This window comes from uncultured Bacteroides sp., assembly GCF_937912035.1.
In the GTDB taxonomy this organism is placed as follows: domain Bacteria; phylum Bacteroidota; class Bacteroidia; order Bacteroidales; family Bacteroidaceae; genus Phocaeicola.
Genome location: NZ_CALDPF010000050.1, coordinates 1 through 17,215 on the forward strand (window position 1 = coordinate 1; position 17,215 = coordinate 17,215).

Consider the following 17,215-nt stretch of genomic DNA (forward strand, 5'->3'; position numbering starts at 1 on the left):
TTTATGAAGCAGAACATGCTTTCCTGAATGATTTTGATGATTTGGCCAAACGTAAGCGAAGTGTTACTTTCATGCCATTTGAATCGGCTTCAGGAAGTATGACTGTAACAAATTTGGGTGGTCACAAAGATAACTATGCTTTATGGGATAAGGTTTACAGTGAAAATGGAGGGAAATATAAGATGACACTTTATTATGTCCCTTCAGAGAAAGGTCGTGGAGGAATACGTGAACCTTCTGTTAGCGACAGGTGTATTGAAGTAAGTGTAAATGGGGATATGTTCGTTATTAAGCAGCTTGAATCGAATCGTTCAACAGGTGTGAATAAGGTTGAGGTTTGGGTTGAGTTACATAAGGGATATAATAATATAAAAATAGGAAGTCGTTTTACATTTACTCCTGATATTGACTGCTTTACCCTTTATCACGCATGAAGTTTAGCTATTATGAAACAGTAAAACATGTAATTAAAATATAAAGAATATGAAGAAAATGTTATTAATATTTTTTTTGATATGCTTTCCTGTGTTATCAGAAGGACAGATATCAGAAGATGTATTTAGAAATCCTTCCAGAGAATATGGTCCTATGACGTGGTGGCATTGGATTAATGGAAATGTGACAAAAGAAGGCATTCGTAAAGATTTAATTGCTATGCATAAAAATGGAATGCGTGGTGTGCAGATGTTTAATGTGCATATTTATCTTCCTAAAGGTCCTTTAAAATACGGTTCAGATCAGTGGATAGATTATGTGAAATATGCAGTTGAAATATGTGATTCATTGGATATGAAATTTGTAGCAATGAATTCTGCCGGGTGGTCTGGCTCTGGTGGACCGTGGATAACTCCTGAACTCTCAATGAAAAAGCTGGTTTTTTCTGAGATTAATATTATCGGGGGAAAGAATATTTACATACAAGTACCTAAGCCGAAAATTCAGGATAATTATTATCAGGATATAGCGGTACTTGCAGTTCCTGCTAAATATGAACCGGAAAAGATTGTTGATAAAAATAAGAAGATATTGATGGCTACAAATGTAACATTGGAGGGGAGTAAAATGTCACCTATCTGTAGCGCTATTCCACGTAGTCAGATTATAGATTTGACTGATAAATTTGATGAAAATCAAAAGCTGAAATGGAATGCTCCTGTAGGGGAATGGACTATAATTAGATTTGGTTATACATCAGCAGGTAGAAAATCACATCCTAATGCATGGGGGGGAGAAGGTTATGAATGTGATAAACTTGATGCTGATGTTGTGGCTTTTCAATTTGACCAAAGTTTAGGGAAATTACTGAAAGCAACAAAAAAATATTTAGGTAATACATTTGAAGGCATATTGTTTGACAGTTATGAGGCAGGTCAACAGAATTGGACTTCAAAGTTTCCTGATAAATTTAAAGAATTAAATGGTTATGATATATTATCATGGCTTCCTTTATACACAGGTAGGTATATTGAAAATGTTGATAAAAGTGAAAGGGTATTATACGATATAAGACGTACACTTGATATTATGCTGGCTGAAAACTATTATGGTACTATGCAAAAATTAGCTAATGAAAATAAACTTATTGTTTATGCTGAGGGACAAGGAGGACCAATAAGTCCACAAAGTGTAATTGACTATATTGATATACCAATGAATGAATTTTGGACTCCTGATACAAGACCTAGGATGACGCGCATTAAATTGACAGCGTCATTAGGTAATGTACAGAACAAACAGATTATAGCAGCTGAGGCATATACTTCCACACCTGATAATGGTAAATGGCAAAATACTCCATGGAGAATGAAAAAAGGTGGAGATTTGGCTTTTGCTAGTGGAGTTAACCGTTATTGTTTTCATACTTATGTACATCAACCTTTCGATCATGTAGTTCCAGGATTTACCATGGGGCGATATGGAACGATTTTTAGTCGTCATCTTACTTGGTGGAATTATGCTAAGGATTGGTTCTCTTATATTACACGTTCGCAATATTTGCTTCAGCAAGGTAAGACTTTGGCTGATGTAGGCTTTTTATTTCATAATGATATACGTTATAGTTTTTCTAGTGATATGGTTGCATTACCTTCTGGTTATGATTATCAAATTATATATCCCGAAAGTCTTCATGGGGCAAAAGTAATAAATGGTGATATAGTTTTACCTTGCGGTATGCAGTTTAAGGTTTTGGTTTTAGCCGAAAATTCTAAGATGGATCTAGAAACTCTTAAACTTCTTTCAGATTTAGTCAAGAAAGGTGCAACTATATCAGGATGTCCACCAGTTGGAATTCCGTCAGAATATAATTGGAGTATAAAAAAACAATCAGAATTTGATATGCTGATTAATAAAATGTGGGGTGGGCTTAATGGAAAAACAAAATATAGAAAAGAGTACGGAAATGGTGTGATTTATCAGAAAACAAAAGCCTCTGAGCTGATAAAATTGATGAATATTGAGCCTGATGTATATTATGGTAATGTAGATCTAAAAGATGTGATGTATCATATCCATAGAGTTTCTGATACTGAAGATATTTATTTTTTGACAAATCAGACAGAGAAAAAAATTCGGTTAGATATTTTATTTCGTATAAATAAACGTCTCCCGGAAATATGGGATCCTATTACGGGAGTGGTTTATGAGCCTTCTGTTAATTTTATAGATGGAGATAAAGTATCTATTCCATATGAGTTTGCGCCATATGGCTCGGCATTTTTTGTTTTCCGTGATAAATCCCAAGATAAAATAGAGTCTAAGAAACAGAATTATAGAAATCCACAATTATTATTGAAGTCTGTTATAGACTGTGGATGGGAGATTGATTTTATAGATAAAAGGCAGGGTATTACGACCCCAATAGTAACAAATAATTTATTTTTATGGAATGAAAGTAATGATAAAAGGATTAAATACTATTCTGGTACAGGAGTATATAAGAATGTATTTAAAATAGATGATGATATATTGAAAAAATCTGCAAGAATAAAACTTGATTTAGGGCCTGAGTTGTATAATATAGCAGAAGTAGTTATTAATGATAAATCACTTGGAACAGTATGGACAAAACCTTATGTGGTAGATATTACAGATGTAATACGATCTGGAAATAATAAAATTGAAATTCGTGTAGCAAATACTTGGATTAATCGTATTATTGGTGATGAAGCTATACCTGATAATGTTGAATATGATACTAAAGGTGATATTTTTAAAAAAAATAGAGCAATAAAATTACCAGATTGGATATATGGATCAGATCAAATGCCTAAGAACCGTAAAAGGATAACGTATAGTACATGGAAACATTATGAAGCTGATTCGCCATTAGTTCCGTCGGGTTTACCAGGACCAGTAACTGTGAATTTCTATTCAAAATAAATTAAAAAGTTATTAGGATTTGGTGTTTTTTATCTAACTATTTTGATATATTAAAATGAAAAGATTTTTATTTCTAATATTTTTGATGTTTTCATTATTTGTACGTGCAAATAATTTCTTAATGAAGCAGTATTTTGACAAGTATTCTTTAAAGTATACTTGTTATGAAAGGTATCAACTAAAACAATATGAAGGAACTGATGTACATCATTTGATTGCATTACCAGATAATTATTCTGAACAAAAAAAAATGCCGGTTTTATTTGAATTGACAGGTAATAAGTGGACATATGGTAATGGAACTGTAGAAGAAGCACATTTTGCCCTTTCATTATGCCTTAAAAGGGATTTTATTGTAGTTGTAGTTCCGTATATATCTACTTCAGGAAAAGAAAATCAAGTATTGTGGTGGGGTGATGAGAAGCTTACTGTCTCTTATTTGAAAGATTTGATAAAATCTATTTCAAGTTCATATAATGTAGATATGGATAATCTCTTTTTATGTGGATTCTCCAGAGGGGCTATAGGAGTCAGTTATATTGGTTTATATGACGATGAGATAGCTTCATATTGGAAAGGGTTTATTTCTCATGACCATTTTGATGGATTTAGAGAATGGAAAAATACAACTTGGGGAACTCCTTATGAGAAATATCGAGCATCTGCTATAAAAAGGCTTTCTCGAGTTCATGGAAGAGAATGGTATGTTTCGTATAATGGAATTGATAAACAATCTTATCAGGATAGTCTGAAATCAATGGGGGTTGAAAATAAAGGTCAATTCAGTTACCAACCAATAAATGTGACTTTTAGATTTCCTCATATACCAAATTCATATTTTAAAAGTGCCCATACTGATTTGTGGCCTGCATTCGATTTGCCAGAAAGTCGGAATGTAAGAAATTGGTTGAATAAAATGTTAGATTCAGGCATATAGATGTTTTTATTTCTAAAAAGATGATATTATTTATAATTTAATTTATTTTGTGTATGTTTTTTATATCAAAATGAGACTTTATATTGTTTTTTTATTTTGCCTGTTTTTTATAATTGACATTAATTCTAAAGTAACATATAATTTCCCGGATAAGGTAGTCAGTAATTGTTATGAACAAGATGTTCAAAAATGTTATTCACTAATTGAAAATCAGGCTCATTATTTATTAACACTGGTTAAACCATGGAATGGTAATATTAACTATAAGCTTATAACACAGTCACAAGGAGTGGAAGAACATATTACCCGTCCAAATACCGGAGCTGTTGCTATATTTTCATTTCTATATCGTTTTGGTGATTATGATGAAAATATTGTAGGCATATCTCGTAATGAACTTCTGAATACTGTAATTGTCCCTATGATGCGCTATTTGATTAGTGTACATAAAACAGGTAATTTGACATTTGATAATGGCAAACAATGGGGTATGAGTTGGCAGTCGGCTCATTGGACACATCAATTGGCACAGGGAGCAGCTACTATCTGGAATGATTTGCCTTATGATATACGTTTAGGTATTAAAAAGTTGGTTTCTGTTGAAGCTAACAGAATTGCTGAATTGGATCCACCATATTCGTTAAAAAATGATAGTAAATCAGAAGAAAATGCTTGGAATGCAGGTGCACTTTCATCTGCAATATTATTAATGCCTGATAACCCTAATGTCGTTTTGTGGGATAAATCATTACAGCGGTGGTTAGTATCTTCTTATGTATGTCCTAATGATAGTTTTTCAACAGCTATAATAGATGGTGTCCGTATGAAGGATATTTATGAAGGTGCAAATATATATAATGATTATACTCTAGAAAATCATGGGATAGTACATCCTGATTATATGACTGCATGTACATTAAAAGGTGAGATAATGATTGATTACCTTGCTTCAGGACGTGTACCAACTGATGCTTGTATGTTTAATGTTGATAAAATTTATGAACAATTGAAACTGATGTTACTGCCTTCAGGTGGTTTTTTATATCCTACAGGTCAGGATTGGGCAATAAACCGTCACAGTGATTGGGCAAATATTCATGCCTTTTGTCTTTATTATTATAAAGATCCTGTGGCTTTATATTGGTTAAGGGTTACTTTGGATGTTATTGAGAAGATGCAGTCAAGACATATTGATAAACGTATATATGGTGAGAATGAGAATTTTTTCCCTTCTTCTCAAACATTATCTGGATTAGGTCTTGTTGATTGTTGGAAGATGCTAATGTTGGCATCTCCATTAAAAGAGTTAGAACCAGATAATAATGTCTCACGTATGTACCCAAATGGAAAGTTTTATATCCGACGTTTAAAAAATTCAGTCCATAGTATAGCTTGGGGAAAAAGAATACAAATTCAGTCAATGTCATGGAGTAAGGATCCTATAATGGCTCCTGACTGGAAGAATTGTATTGGTAATGTACGATTGCAAGGTGATAAAAAGAGCTTACCGGTTGAGTTAAGGTCAATATATATAGATACATTATCTAACAGCATTAAATTTAAAATTGAAGTTTTACATGGAAAATCAATACTTTCAAATCTAAATGTATCCTCTAATGATAATGGAGAATTGATAATTTCTGAAAAATTACAGGCTTTGGCAGATGTAAAAACAGAAGAAATTTCAACATTATCTTTCGGAATCCTGAATCATCCGCATTGGATTGAAGAGAAAGGATATAGAACAGTTAAAAATAATAATAAAGAATTTAGATTTTCTTCTTTGTCAGGTAATGATGAATTATTGTCAGGAACTCAAATTACAATAGACGATAGAATGTCAATAAGTACTTTAAAACCAGTTAACGGAATTTATATTTGCGCTAAAGAATGGTTTCGCTCAAAAGTTTTTGATTATCTTATTTTAAATAGGATTAAGGGCTCTTATAGTTGGAAAAAAGGAGATGTAATAAGTGAAAATACTGTAAAATTGAAGTACGCAGAGGATGTAAATTAACGTGAGTTCGAAATAAAATAAAAAAATAGACAGTTGACCGTCATTGACAATATTCACGTCAATGGCGGGCTTCTTTTCAAAAAAGCGTAAACATTCGATAAAGTACACATTGTATTTCTCATAAAATAGAAAACTCGATATCAACTTTAATCAAAAGCTAATATCGAGTTCTATTCTTCAACATAAATATTTAAACTCCAATTGGATTTGTATTGGATTTCTCCAACTTCCAAACATCCGGAAGAAGTTCACGAACATTTTCCCAGACCCTTTTTCCAGATAATATGGAAGTCTGGTTATTACATCATTCAGCCATTCCCTTTGGTTAACTTCCTGTGTCTTACATGTAGCTAATAGTGAGCATATAATTGCTGTATATTCGGCTGACTCATGGTTAACACAAAAGAGAAAGTTCTTATTGGACAGAGTCAGTGGCCTTAGTGCATTCTCCGCCAAATTATTATCAATTTTCAGATTTCCTTCTTTCAGATAATTTTTCATTCTTGGCCAAAGAGGATAAGTATAGGTAATAGCCTGTTCCATACGACTTCTTGGTGATACTTTACCGTAAGTCTGTTCCATCCATTTTTCAAAGGAGTCAAGTTTTGGTGCGGCTAAACGCTGACAGAGTTCACATTTTTCATCGGCATTTAGTTTCTAAGTATCTGCAACCTGTTCAATATGATATAATTCCTGTATTTGTTTAAGGGTATATTCAACAAGTAATTTATTTTCATCCAGTGCCAACTCCATATGTCGCCTGATATGGGCAAGGCAAGCAATAAGGCACACGTCTTTATTACCCACAAACGTATTGTAGGCACTGTATCCGTCACTTTGAAGATATCCTTTGAAGTTCTTTAATAAATTTTTGATTGTCTGTCCAGATCGTGAACCGTCATCATAATTGAAGATGACCAGCTTTTCCATAACAGCCCTGACCAACCATAAATATTCCTTATCAGTTTTTCCTTTCCCTTTATTAATGACCCGTACTGTTGTCTCATCTGCCTGAACATAGCCTCAGCCTGTTATGAACCTTAACAATTCCGTATAAAGAGGTCTTAACAACTCACATACCGACTTAAACCAACCGCTTAAAGAACTTTCAGGCAATCGTACACCCATATGCCTGTATTCCTTTAACTAACGATAAAACGGTACATGATATTCATATTTCTGTAGAAGTATTTCAGCCAGCATGGAAGGTCCTGCCAGACATTTGTATATAGGAGAAGGTGGAAGAGGTGCTATTATAACACCACTTTCACCTTCATTGGGAAAACTTAAATTATTTTGAGTCCGTATTTGGAACGTACAATTTCTTTAACATATAACTTTCCAGGTTCAAATTCAAGCGTACGTGTGCGTTCTTCACCTATACGACGATAACTATTCAGATTCACATTATCAGGTTCGACAATAACTTCTACAACAGGTAGACCATCTAACAGTTCCCTATTACGACGGGATTCCTTTTTCTTTCCGTCAGGTTTGCATATCCTGACAACTGAATCAGTCTCTGTAAGATCAGTTTCTTCCGGCCTTGGATTAGGTAAGGTATCAAACAGGAAAAGCAGGTTGAATCAAAGGTCGCGAGTTTTTCGTTCTTTCTGCCGAAAAGCTGTCTGTTTGACCAGGCTACTTGAGACAGGAGTTCTTGCACTTTTTGTTGCAGATCTCTCGTCTGTTCCATAAGTTGCTGATTTGATTCGACAAGGGTACGATTAGTCTCCAGAATCCCTTTATCTGCTCCTGTTACCACTTGATTATTAATTCCAACGTATCTGCTTGAATCATTCTTTTCGTTTCTTATTATGATGTAAAGATACGGTAAACCATGCAGTTACACAAGTTTCTGAGGCTCTTTTGAATTAATAAAAACCATCTTTTCGACTGGCTTTAAGACGTTTGAGCCGCTCACTCGGATTATCAGTTATACCTTCTACCATCATTACCAGATCGCACCATTCCATGGAATAGGAACGGCTTTCACTATCATAGGCAGGAAGTCTGAATGTACCTTTTTCAAAGCGTTTAACGTATAATACCATACCTCCAACTTCTGCATACAGGAGTTTCATGGTTGTTTACAAAGATAAACACATCGCCAAGCCGGACGTAATATCCCATTTTATCATGAACTACTCCACAAAGAGAATTTATTCCCTTGCGCATATCTGTCTTGCCGGAACATAGGAAGTATCGCATCGTATCATTCAGACAGAACATGACTACATAATTTACTGATCAGACCATAAATAATTTCAGTATTACTCAAACTGTTAAGATGTATCTTTATACCAAATGGAAGCTCTATGGTTACATGCCTGTCACCACATAATGAGGTGGAAATTGTAGGACTATGATTAATATTAAGAGGAATAAACGAATCACCAATTGGCTCGATATGTTTGGTATAGGGGTGACTCAAACCGTATTTTTTCTTCCAATAATGAAAACAGATACGGAATAAGATTCATTATCACAGAAATCCTTTATTGTTAGTCCACTGGACTGTTGGCGCTTATATAGCGCTAAAAACTCTTCTTTACTCATTGATCGTTTCATTACTACTTTTTGATCGCAAAGTAATGGAAGAGTTTTTAGAGCTACAATGTGTATTTTATCGGATGCTTACTATTTTCCAAATTTTCAACATTTACATAAAAAAATACTGCTATATAGAGAAGCAAATAAAATTTCTTTTGCTAACATAGTTTTAACATTAAAGTGAGTTTCTAATATTAAAAATATATCCTAAGACTTATCGGCTATTCTTCTGTAAAATTAGTATTTACTCAATTCCGTGTCAATTATACTTCTCAATTTCTCAGCCTTTTTCGGATATTTCTCTATTACATTATTCTTCTCTGCAATATCATTCTTCAAACAATAAAGTTCACCTTTACTCTTTTGTTGTGAGTATTTTGAATTTTGTTTGGTATTTTGAATTCTGGGCATTATAAATTTCCAGTCCCCCGTAGTTACGGCCAACTGATGAGCAGACTCTATAACATATTCACGTCCTTTTTTATCCTTACCCAATAACGCTTTCAATTGGTCAGAACTATCACCTGCAGCCCCTCTTGGAATATAAACGCCTACCAAAGCAGCCATAGAAGCAAATAAGTCTATATGAGAAATAAGGGCCTTAGAAGTCCCCTCTGCTATTCTTCCTTTCCAGCTTACAATAAAGGGGACACGTGTTCCGGCCTCATATATACTATATTTAGTACCTCTAAACTGAGCCCATGGCCTGTGAGAACCAAGAAGTTCCTTTGCCTGATCTTTATAGCCATCATCTATCACAGGACCATTATCACTTGTAAGGACTATCAAGGTATTCTCCAATATTCCATTACGTTCCAATGCCTCAATTATTTGTCCAACTGTCCAATCAAACTGGAGAATAGCATCACCACGATAGCCCATACCACTCTTACCACGAAATCTTTCATGTGGATATCTAGGAACATGTACGTCATTTGTTCCGACATACAGGAAAAATGACTTATCAGACTCCTTTTCAATAAACTGTACCGCCTTTGCTGTTATAGTATCAGCTATATTCTCATCCTTCCACAAAGCTCTACCTCCACCCTTCATATAGCCAATACGAGAAATGCCATTTACAATAGATTGATTATGTCCGTGTGACGGGTGTAACTTGGTTAGTAGTTCCGGATTATCCTTTCCTGTCGGCTCACCCGGAAAGTTTTTCTTATAACTTACATATATAGGATGATCCGAGTCATAATTGGCAACCCTTGTATTTTCTATCCATACACAGGGAACTCTATCACCGGTAGCAGCCATAAGATATGAATAATCAAACCCTATATCCTGAGGTCCCGGACTTATTGTACCATTCCAATCCTGTGTACCACTCTTGTCTCCAAGCCCCAGATGCCATTTTCCTATAGCACCGGTTTTATATCCTGCTAATTTAAACATATCTGCTATTGTAATCTGTTCCGGACGTATAATCATACCTGCATCTCCAGGTGCAATACCAGTATCATCCCTTCTCCAACTATAACAACCCGTAAATAAAGAATATCTGGATGGAGTACTAGTTGCAGCAACAGAGTGAGCATCCGTAAAAAGAATTCCCATATTTGCCAGTCTGTCAACATTAGGTGTGTTAATTGTTTTCTCACCATAGCAACTCAAATCACCATAGCCCAAATCATCAGCAACAATAAATATTACATTCGGAGTTTTCCTCTGTTCAGTAGCATAAACCTGCCCAACAGCAATTGTAGAAATAAAGGCTGTTGTAAAAAACTTAAAATCTTTCATGGTATTCCTTTCCGTTTAAAACCCAAACAAAGTTGGATAATTCATTATTATTTAATTTAGTATTATAATTTTACATCAAGATATTAAGATGTTACATTGATAGAAGTATTTTTTAAAACAACATGATTTTAATATCAAAGTTAATTTTTATTTATAATGCACTTAAGTTTCTAAAGTACAAAACTTGCAATTTAAAAGTAACAAAAAATGTATAAGACGATCTAAAAGAATTTATTCACATTTAAACTTTAATATAAATGAACAAAAAATTTATTTCTCATACGAAAAAAGCCAATTCTCATTCCTGATATGAGATTTGTTCATGATATTCTTTAAATCTTTTACAATTGCTGGATATAAAGAATATACATTTGCAATTTCAGAAGGATCAGCATTAAGATTATATAATTCGTAAACTTCTTCGTCTGGTTTATTAACATTTAATCTTATTAGTTTCCATCTATCTTTAATAACGGCTTGTTTACCACCACGCTCATGAAACTCAAAATATAAATAATCGTGTTTTTTCTGTTTCCCATATCCCAACACTGTTGGCAAATATGAAATACCATCAATATTCTTTGGCTTTTCAACATTAATCAAATCACATACTGTTGGCATAAAATCCCAAAAAGTTGATTCATGGAAAGATATAGAACCAGGTTTTATGACAGCTGGCCAATGGATTATAAAAGGAGTTCTAATTCCACCTTCATATAAATCCCTTTTTATACCTCTAAATGGTCCGTTACTATCAAAATACTTTGGATTGTGTCCTCCTTCTTCATGTGTTCCATTGTCAGAAGTAAATATTATAATCGTATTATCCAGAATATTTTTCTCTTTCAGGAGATTTATTATACTTTGAACCCCATAGTCCAAACGTGTCACCATCGAAGCAAATGTAGTACGAGGTTTAGAACCTTTTCTATATTTTTTACCTTTTGTCGCAGGTTCATCAAATTTCCCATCATAATCGTAAAACTCATTTTCAGGTACTATTAAATGTTGATGAGGAATTGTTGGCGTTAAATAAAGGAAAAAAGGTTTATCATAGTTCTTGTTCAAAAAATTAAGAGCTTTTTCAATTATCAAATCATGTGAATAGACTTTATTGTCTAATATTATAGGATTATTATTTTCAAAAAGTTGATCAGGATAATAATTATGTGCATTTGCTTGTCCTAAATATCCGAAAAAATAATCAAAGCCTTGATTATTAGGATGTCCTTCTCCAGACGGTCCCCCTAATCCCCATTTACCTATACATGCTGTAGTATAATCCTTTATTTTGAAAATCTCACCTAATGTAATTTCCTCATCAGCCAAATTTAAATCATATTTACGATTATCTTTTCCTATATATCCTTTATTACCTCTTATATAAGAATGTCCTGTATGTTTACCTGTTAATAAAGAGCATCTTGAAGGCGCACTAACTGTTGAGCCAGAATAATGTTGTGTAAACTTCATTCCATTATTAGCCAAATAATCTATAGCAGGTGTTTTAATTCTATCCTGTCCATAACAACCTAAATCTCCTATACCTAAATCATCAGCTAAAATAAAAATAACATTAGGAGTTTCCTTATTATTCTCAATAGTACCAGAGAATACAGGTAAACAATTTCCTGCAAATAACAATAAATAATATGGTTTCATTTCTAATATAAGTTCATTAATATTTATAACCACAAATACTTCATTAAAATAGTCAAAATTAATATCACTGCAGAATATTTTAACTAAAGATGGTCAAACCTATAAACAAGTAATATTAAATTGCACTAAATTTTCATGTAGAAAAATACCTATTTAAATCTGAAAAATATAGTTCTAAATCAAAATGGTAAAATAGTTAATATTTCATCAAATACACCAATAAGTAAATAAAAAAAGAAAAAGAATATTTTTTATAGCAATATATATTATTATCAACCCCCCATTTTATATATTCACCTTTATATAAAAAATCCATCAAAGTTCTCAAAGTTTTTTTTGTCTACGTAAAAAATCTGCTATACGCTCTAACCATTCGTAACTTCCAGTTCCTGGATTAGCTTTTCTCTGAAAACAATGTTTGCGTAATGCTAAAGTATGAAGTTCAGACTGTATTCCCATACTACGCATTCTTTCCCAGACTTTTACAGAACCCATAGAAGAATACGTATCTGCATCTCCATGAATAAAAAGCATTGGGGAAGTCTTTATATCAAAACTAAAATCTGAAACTATAACATCATCATCATTATTTCCTTTATTTGTATTTATACCATTAATACCATCTGTAAGTACATATGCCGGATAAATACCTATTCCCCATTGTACATTACATGGTATATTGTCAATTTCATCGATTGGAAGATATGATCTGTGTAAAGAAGAAGTAACTCCCATTAAAGTAAGGTGGCCACCAGCAGAACTTCCCATTATACCTATCTGGTTGGAATCTAGACCATAATATGCAGCCTGAGAACGAACGACCCTGATTGCACGCTGTAAATCCTCCCATGCACTTATATGCTTTGGCAATCCTTTCGGACGAGGTGTCCTATATTTCAATGTTACCACAACCATCCCAAGTCTGTTCAGATATCTGCGAACAGGAGCAACCTCAAATTCATCCGGGTTATTATTCGTATATGCACCACCACTATATATAATTTGTATAGATTTTGTTTTCAGTTCTTTCGGAAAGTGCCATTCAATATATGGAATGACCTGATGTCCTTGCATATTCGGTATCTTACCTATAGGCCATATCGCTTGTTTGATAACATTTTTCCTGTCATCATCACTTTTATATCTGTCCATTATACTTTCTTCGGGACTAAGCTCTCCCATAATGCCTAATTGTCTAAGAAACTCTATTCCACATTCCAAACCATATACTCCATGATACATATCCGGATATATATGTAATTCAGAAGGTATATTCATCCTACGCAATTGCCTGTAAATTAGCGTACTTCCATTAGGAGAATGCTCATCAGCCCCACCATGATGAAGGCTTATTGGACATGTTTTGTTATCGAAGTGAAAACACTCGGAAAGTTTTACATCAGGACCATACCCTTGCAACCATGCATGTGTGCCATTTTCACTGTCAGTAGTTACATAAACAGGAGAATTTATTATTGCAAAATTTAAATGGCAAGATATAGAATCAATTTTATCTATCGGCTCATAAGATCTACTCTGAGAATTAGTAGACAATAATAAAGCTAAATGTGAGCCGGCAGACATTGATACCACACCTATTTTTTCAGGATCAAACCCTCGTTTCACTGACTCATTCCTTATTAAACGAACAGCTCTTTGCCCATCTTCCCAAGCTGTTTTATAAAAAGGAATTCCTTCTGGACGTGGAGTACGATATACCAGATTCACACATTGAAAACCAAGATTAGAGAATATTCCATACCATGATTTTATCATTGAGATATCACATCCTGTATTATATTCTTCACCAGATATAAATACTATACACGCTCCATTTGTTACAGCAGGCTTATCAAACCATTTTATATAAGCTATGTTGTCTTCTTTTAAATTAAATTCCAAAGGGTTAGCTCCTTCTGATATAACAACAGTTTGATGTGACTGACTATCAGGCATTTTATTATCCGGCCATAACCTTTGTAATTCACTCGCATTACACGGTAATAAAAATAACAACAATGAAAACATTAATGCTGCATTTGTTCGCTTTAAATATTTAAACGACAACAATACCATTTGTATATTCATAATCAATTTATAAACTATTTTAAATTATTATCAAATATATTATTTTCATATGATAAGAAAAATGACTTATCCAACAATAAAGTTTTTTCACATACTTATTAAATTATAATACCCGATATTATATTTATCTTTTAGTCATTAATACCAACACCAAACTGTAGCTGTTGTTTCTCAACCTCTTTTACCTTAAGTTGGTTTAACTCCTTTCGCAATCTGATGATTTCTTTTTCTTGTTCACTCTTCTTGGGATTATCATTGTAAAACTTATTATCAACAATTTCCGAATTAAGATCCTTCTCTGAATATAATTCACGCTTATCACTTTCAAAAGTTTCAAATTCTATTGTACCTTCCAAAGGTCTCGACTCTCCAGGAACATCCAATGATGCTGTGAGTTTTATCGAGCCCTGCCTGTTTGTGGCCTGTACAAGAGCAACGGCACTTCCCCATTCAATCTTTTGCGGATTAACTCCTGCGACTTCACCCCCCAATAAATGCCCTTCACCCTCAATACTAAACCGTATCATTGAGTTGTTCAGACGTTTTACATTTCCGTTCTTATCCACAATTTCTGCTATAACAGTTATAACATCTGAACCGTCAGCTCGCAATGCCAGTGTTTCACTGTCTAAATGCAATTTTATATGGTCAGCTTGACCGGCAGGATATTTCTTATGTACCGCAACGACTTTTCCGTCCATCAAACCCTCGGCAAGGAGATATGCCTGATTATGTTTTTTAGAGCGTGCCATACTTTTCCATTCCATAAAATTAAATGCATTTTCAAATTTTATTATCGGAGAAGGCATTCCCTTATGTGTTTTGTCCTTTTTATAAGTATACACCTTACCACCTTCAAATACTGTAAGACGCACTTCGTCACAATTAGAATACACTGTAATGTCTCTAGGAGAGAACGGGGTTAATTCATTGGCTATATATATCATAGGGCCATTATCCGCTATGAGCTCTGTTTTTTCCGGTGAGCGCTGTGACATGAACATGTAATAAGAAGTTTTTGGCTGACGAAAAGCATCCATTATTCCCCCATAGAAAGGATCTGCATGATAGCCGCGCTGATGGTCAAATGAATGCCAGAAGCATGCACCAACAATCTGAGAAGGTTTCTGGCATATCGTCTCATAACAAAGGATAGGATAATCCTCTATATAATATGGGTTAGCATAATGCTCCGCCTGAACAAGCATTGGAATTTCACCCCATTCCCGTGACACACGACTGTCAGAGTTGTGGGCATTCCAATCGTCTACATTATCACCCCATTCTCTGATGAAATAAGTCTTGTCTGTACGAAGTTTGCTTTCGATTGGTCTAAGAAGGAGAGGATAATAACTGTCACCATTGGCTCCATGGTCACATGCCGCTATACTATATGGATATGGATATTCTTCTTCACATATTTCAAGGGCTTTTTTGGCAAAATAATCTGGATAGTTCGTTTCATTCAATATTGGTTCCCAAAAGAACAGAGACGCATGATTTCTGTGAATACGGATCATGTTACGAATATCGGAATATATCCTTTCTGCAAATATCGGTTCTTTATTCCAGAACTGCCATCCAGGAACTTCTACAAGGGCAAACAATCCAAGTTCGTCACAAGCATCCATAAATGCAGGATCAATAACATAATGTGTTCTTATAACCTTTAAACCTGCATCACGAAGTTTTTTTGCATCTCTCCACTGTAGTGAATTAGGAAGAGCATTTCCCAATACTGCAAAATCCTGATGGCGGTTGGTACCCATTATTTTGCCATTATAAGGTTTACCATTTATCCAAAGGCCATCTGTTTGCTTAAACTCAATACTTCTTATTCCTATCCTACGTCTATATCCGTCAATGACATTTCCTTTATTATCTTCTATGATAATATCCAGATTATAAAGATACGGATTCTCAGGACTCCACAAATTGGGACTTTCAATAAACATTGAGCACAGAGTATGCTTTGCCTTACCTGAAGATAAACTTATTTGTTTACTTTTCTTACTGACCAAATTATTATTTCTGTCTTTAAGAGAAAAAAAGACATTAACAGATGTAGATTTACTGGAAGAGTTACGGATATGGGCCTTAATATTAACTTCTGCATTTTTATCAGATACCTTGTCATAAGACACAAATACTCCTCCACCAGCAATCTCATTTTCGTAGTTGGCATCAGTAATGAAGACATCGTTATGAACTATCAACCAACAATCACGATATATACCTCCAAAATACGTAAAATCCAACAGACTCTGAGATTTACCAACAGGATAGAGAGGGTCGTCACTATTATCTGCCTTTACAGCAATAACATTCTCTTTACCATATTTCAAATAGTCAGTCACATCAACTATAATTGGAAGATATCCTCCATAGTGTTTTTTTATCAGTTTGCCATTGAGATAAACCTCCGACTTTCCCATTATTGCCTCAAAATGAAGAAAAATTTTCTTTCCTATAAATGACTCCTCAGGTGTAAAACGCTTTCTGTACCAAACGATTCCTTGGTAATTGGCACAACCACTAGATTCAATCGGAAGATATTCCAAACCATGAGGAACTGATACTGTTTCCCAGGACGAATCATCAAAGTCCAATGCATAAGGAATGCCAAGCACATCACCCTTATAGAACCTCCATGCCAGATTCATTGAATACACATATCTGCCAGTTCCTGGCAATTCATAAAATCCAGCAGTTGAAAAATTTGCATAATCAGCCGATGAAATATTTAAAGATAAAGACAGCAATAACAATATTATAAAATATTTTATATACATATAGTACAATTTTATTTATGATAATTGATATAT

General features: G+C 34.0%; 7 protein-coding genes and 4 pseudogenes. 4 read left to right on the forward strand and 7 right to left on the reverse strand.

What is annotated here, in order from left to right; genetic code table 11:
- From Q0486_RS14020 to Q0486_RS14035, 4 genes and pseudogenes are all read left to right on the forward strand, one after another.
- A pseudogene (locus Q0486_RS14020) lies at window positions 1-434 on the forward strand (alpha-galactosidase); the annotation flags it as partial.
- Between the two features lie 49 nt (window positions 435-483).
- Entirely contained in the window at window positions 484-3,381 is a 2,898-nt protein-coding gene (locus Q0486_RS14025) for a glycosyl hydrolase (RefSeq protein WP_299234647.1), read from the forward strand.
- Between the two features lie 55 nt (window positions 3,382-3,436).
- Window positions 3,437-4,318 (forward strand): alpha/beta hydrolase-fold protein, encoded by an 882-nt coding sequence (locus Q0486_RS14030; RefSeq protein WP_299234650.1) that lies wholly within the window; start codon window positions 3,437-3,439, stop codon window positions 4,316-4,318.
- Window positions 4,319-4,388: 70 nt separating this feature from the next.
- On the forward strand, window positions 4,389-6,335 hold the full coding sequence (locus Q0486_RS14035) for a hypothetical protein (protein WP_299234653.1): 1,947 nt from the start codon (window positions 4,389-4,391) through the stop codon (window positions 6,333-6,335).
- Window positions 6,336-6,525: 190 nt separating this feature from the next.
- Here the strand turns inward: Q0486_RS14035 and Q0486_RS14040 are convergent.
- The 7 genes and pseudogenes from Q0486_RS14040 to Q0486_RS14065 form a co-directional block, all read right to left on the reverse strand.
- Window positions 6,526-8,084: pseudogene (locus tag Q0486_RS14040) on the reverse strand (IS66 family transposase).
- Window positions 8,085-8,209: 125 nt separating this feature from the next.
- A pseudogene (gene tnpB, locus Q0486_RS14045) lies at window positions 8,210-8,567 on the reverse strand (IS66 family insertion sequence element accessory protein TnpB).
- Window positions 8,551-8,906, reverse strand: a pseudogene (locus Q0486_RS16165) (IS66 family insertion sequence element accessory protein TnpB). Before Q0486_RS16165 ends, tnpB begins: the two co-directional pseudogenes overlap by 17 nt.
- A 219-nt stretch (window positions 8,907-9,125) precedes the next feature.
- Window positions 9,126-10,640 (reverse strand): arylsulfatase, encoded by a 1,515-nt coding sequence (locus Q0486_RS14050; RefSeq protein ID WP_299234656.1) that lies wholly within the window; start codon window positions 10,638-10,640, stop codon window positions 9,126-9,128.
- Between the two features lie 270 nt (window positions 10,641-10,910).
- A complete protein-coding gene (locus tag Q0486_RS14055; RefSeq protein ID WP_299234659.1) occupies window positions 10,911-12,335 on the reverse strand; it encodes an arylsulfatase in 1,425 nt (474 codons plus the stop codon).
- Between the two features lie 291 nt (window positions 12,336-12,626).
- The gene (locus Q0486_RS14060) at window positions 12,627-14,258 is read right to left on the reverse strand and encodes an alpha/beta hydrolase (RefSeq protein ID WP_299234662.1); all 1,632 of its coding nucleotides are present in this window, start codon (window positions 14,256-14,258) and stop codon (window positions 12,627-12,629) included.
- Between the two features lie 263 nt (window positions 14,259-14,521).
- Window positions 14,522-17,182 (reverse strand): sugar-binding domain-containing protein, encoded by a 2,661-nt coding sequence (locus Q0486_RS14065; RefSeq protein WP_299234665.1) that lies wholly within the window; start codon window positions 17,180-17,182, stop codon window positions 14,522-14,524.
- Window positions 17,183-17,215 lie beyond the last annotated feature (33 nt).

What these genes read in the sequence shown, in the direction of transcription:
- Q0486_RS14050 (WP_299234656.1), bottom strand. Translation starts at nt 10,640, where the DNA reads ATGAAAGATTTTAAGTTTTTTACAACAGCCTTTATTTCTACAATTGCT.
- Q0486_RS14025 (WP_299234647.1), top strand. Translation starts at nt 484, where the DNA reads ATGAAGAAAATGTTATTAATATTTTTTTTGATATGCTTTCCTGTGTTA.
- Q0486_RS14065 (WP_299234665.1), bottom strand. Translation starts at nt 17,182, where the DNA reads ATGTATATAAAATATTTTATAATATTGTTATTGCTGTCTTTATCTTTA.
- Q0486_RS14060 (WP_299234662.1), bottom strand. Translation starts at nt 14,258, where the DNA reads ATGCCTGATAGTCAGTCACATCAAACTGTTGTTATATCAGAAGGAGCT.
- Q0486_RS14035 (WP_299234653.1), top strand. Translation starts at nt 4,389, where the DNA reads ATGAGACTTTATATTGTTTTTTTATTTTGCCTGTTTTTTATAATTGAC.
- Q0486_RS14030 (WP_299234650.1), top strand. Translation starts at nt 3,437, where the DNA reads ATGAAAAGATTTTTATTTCTAATATTTTTGATGTTTTCATTATTTGTA.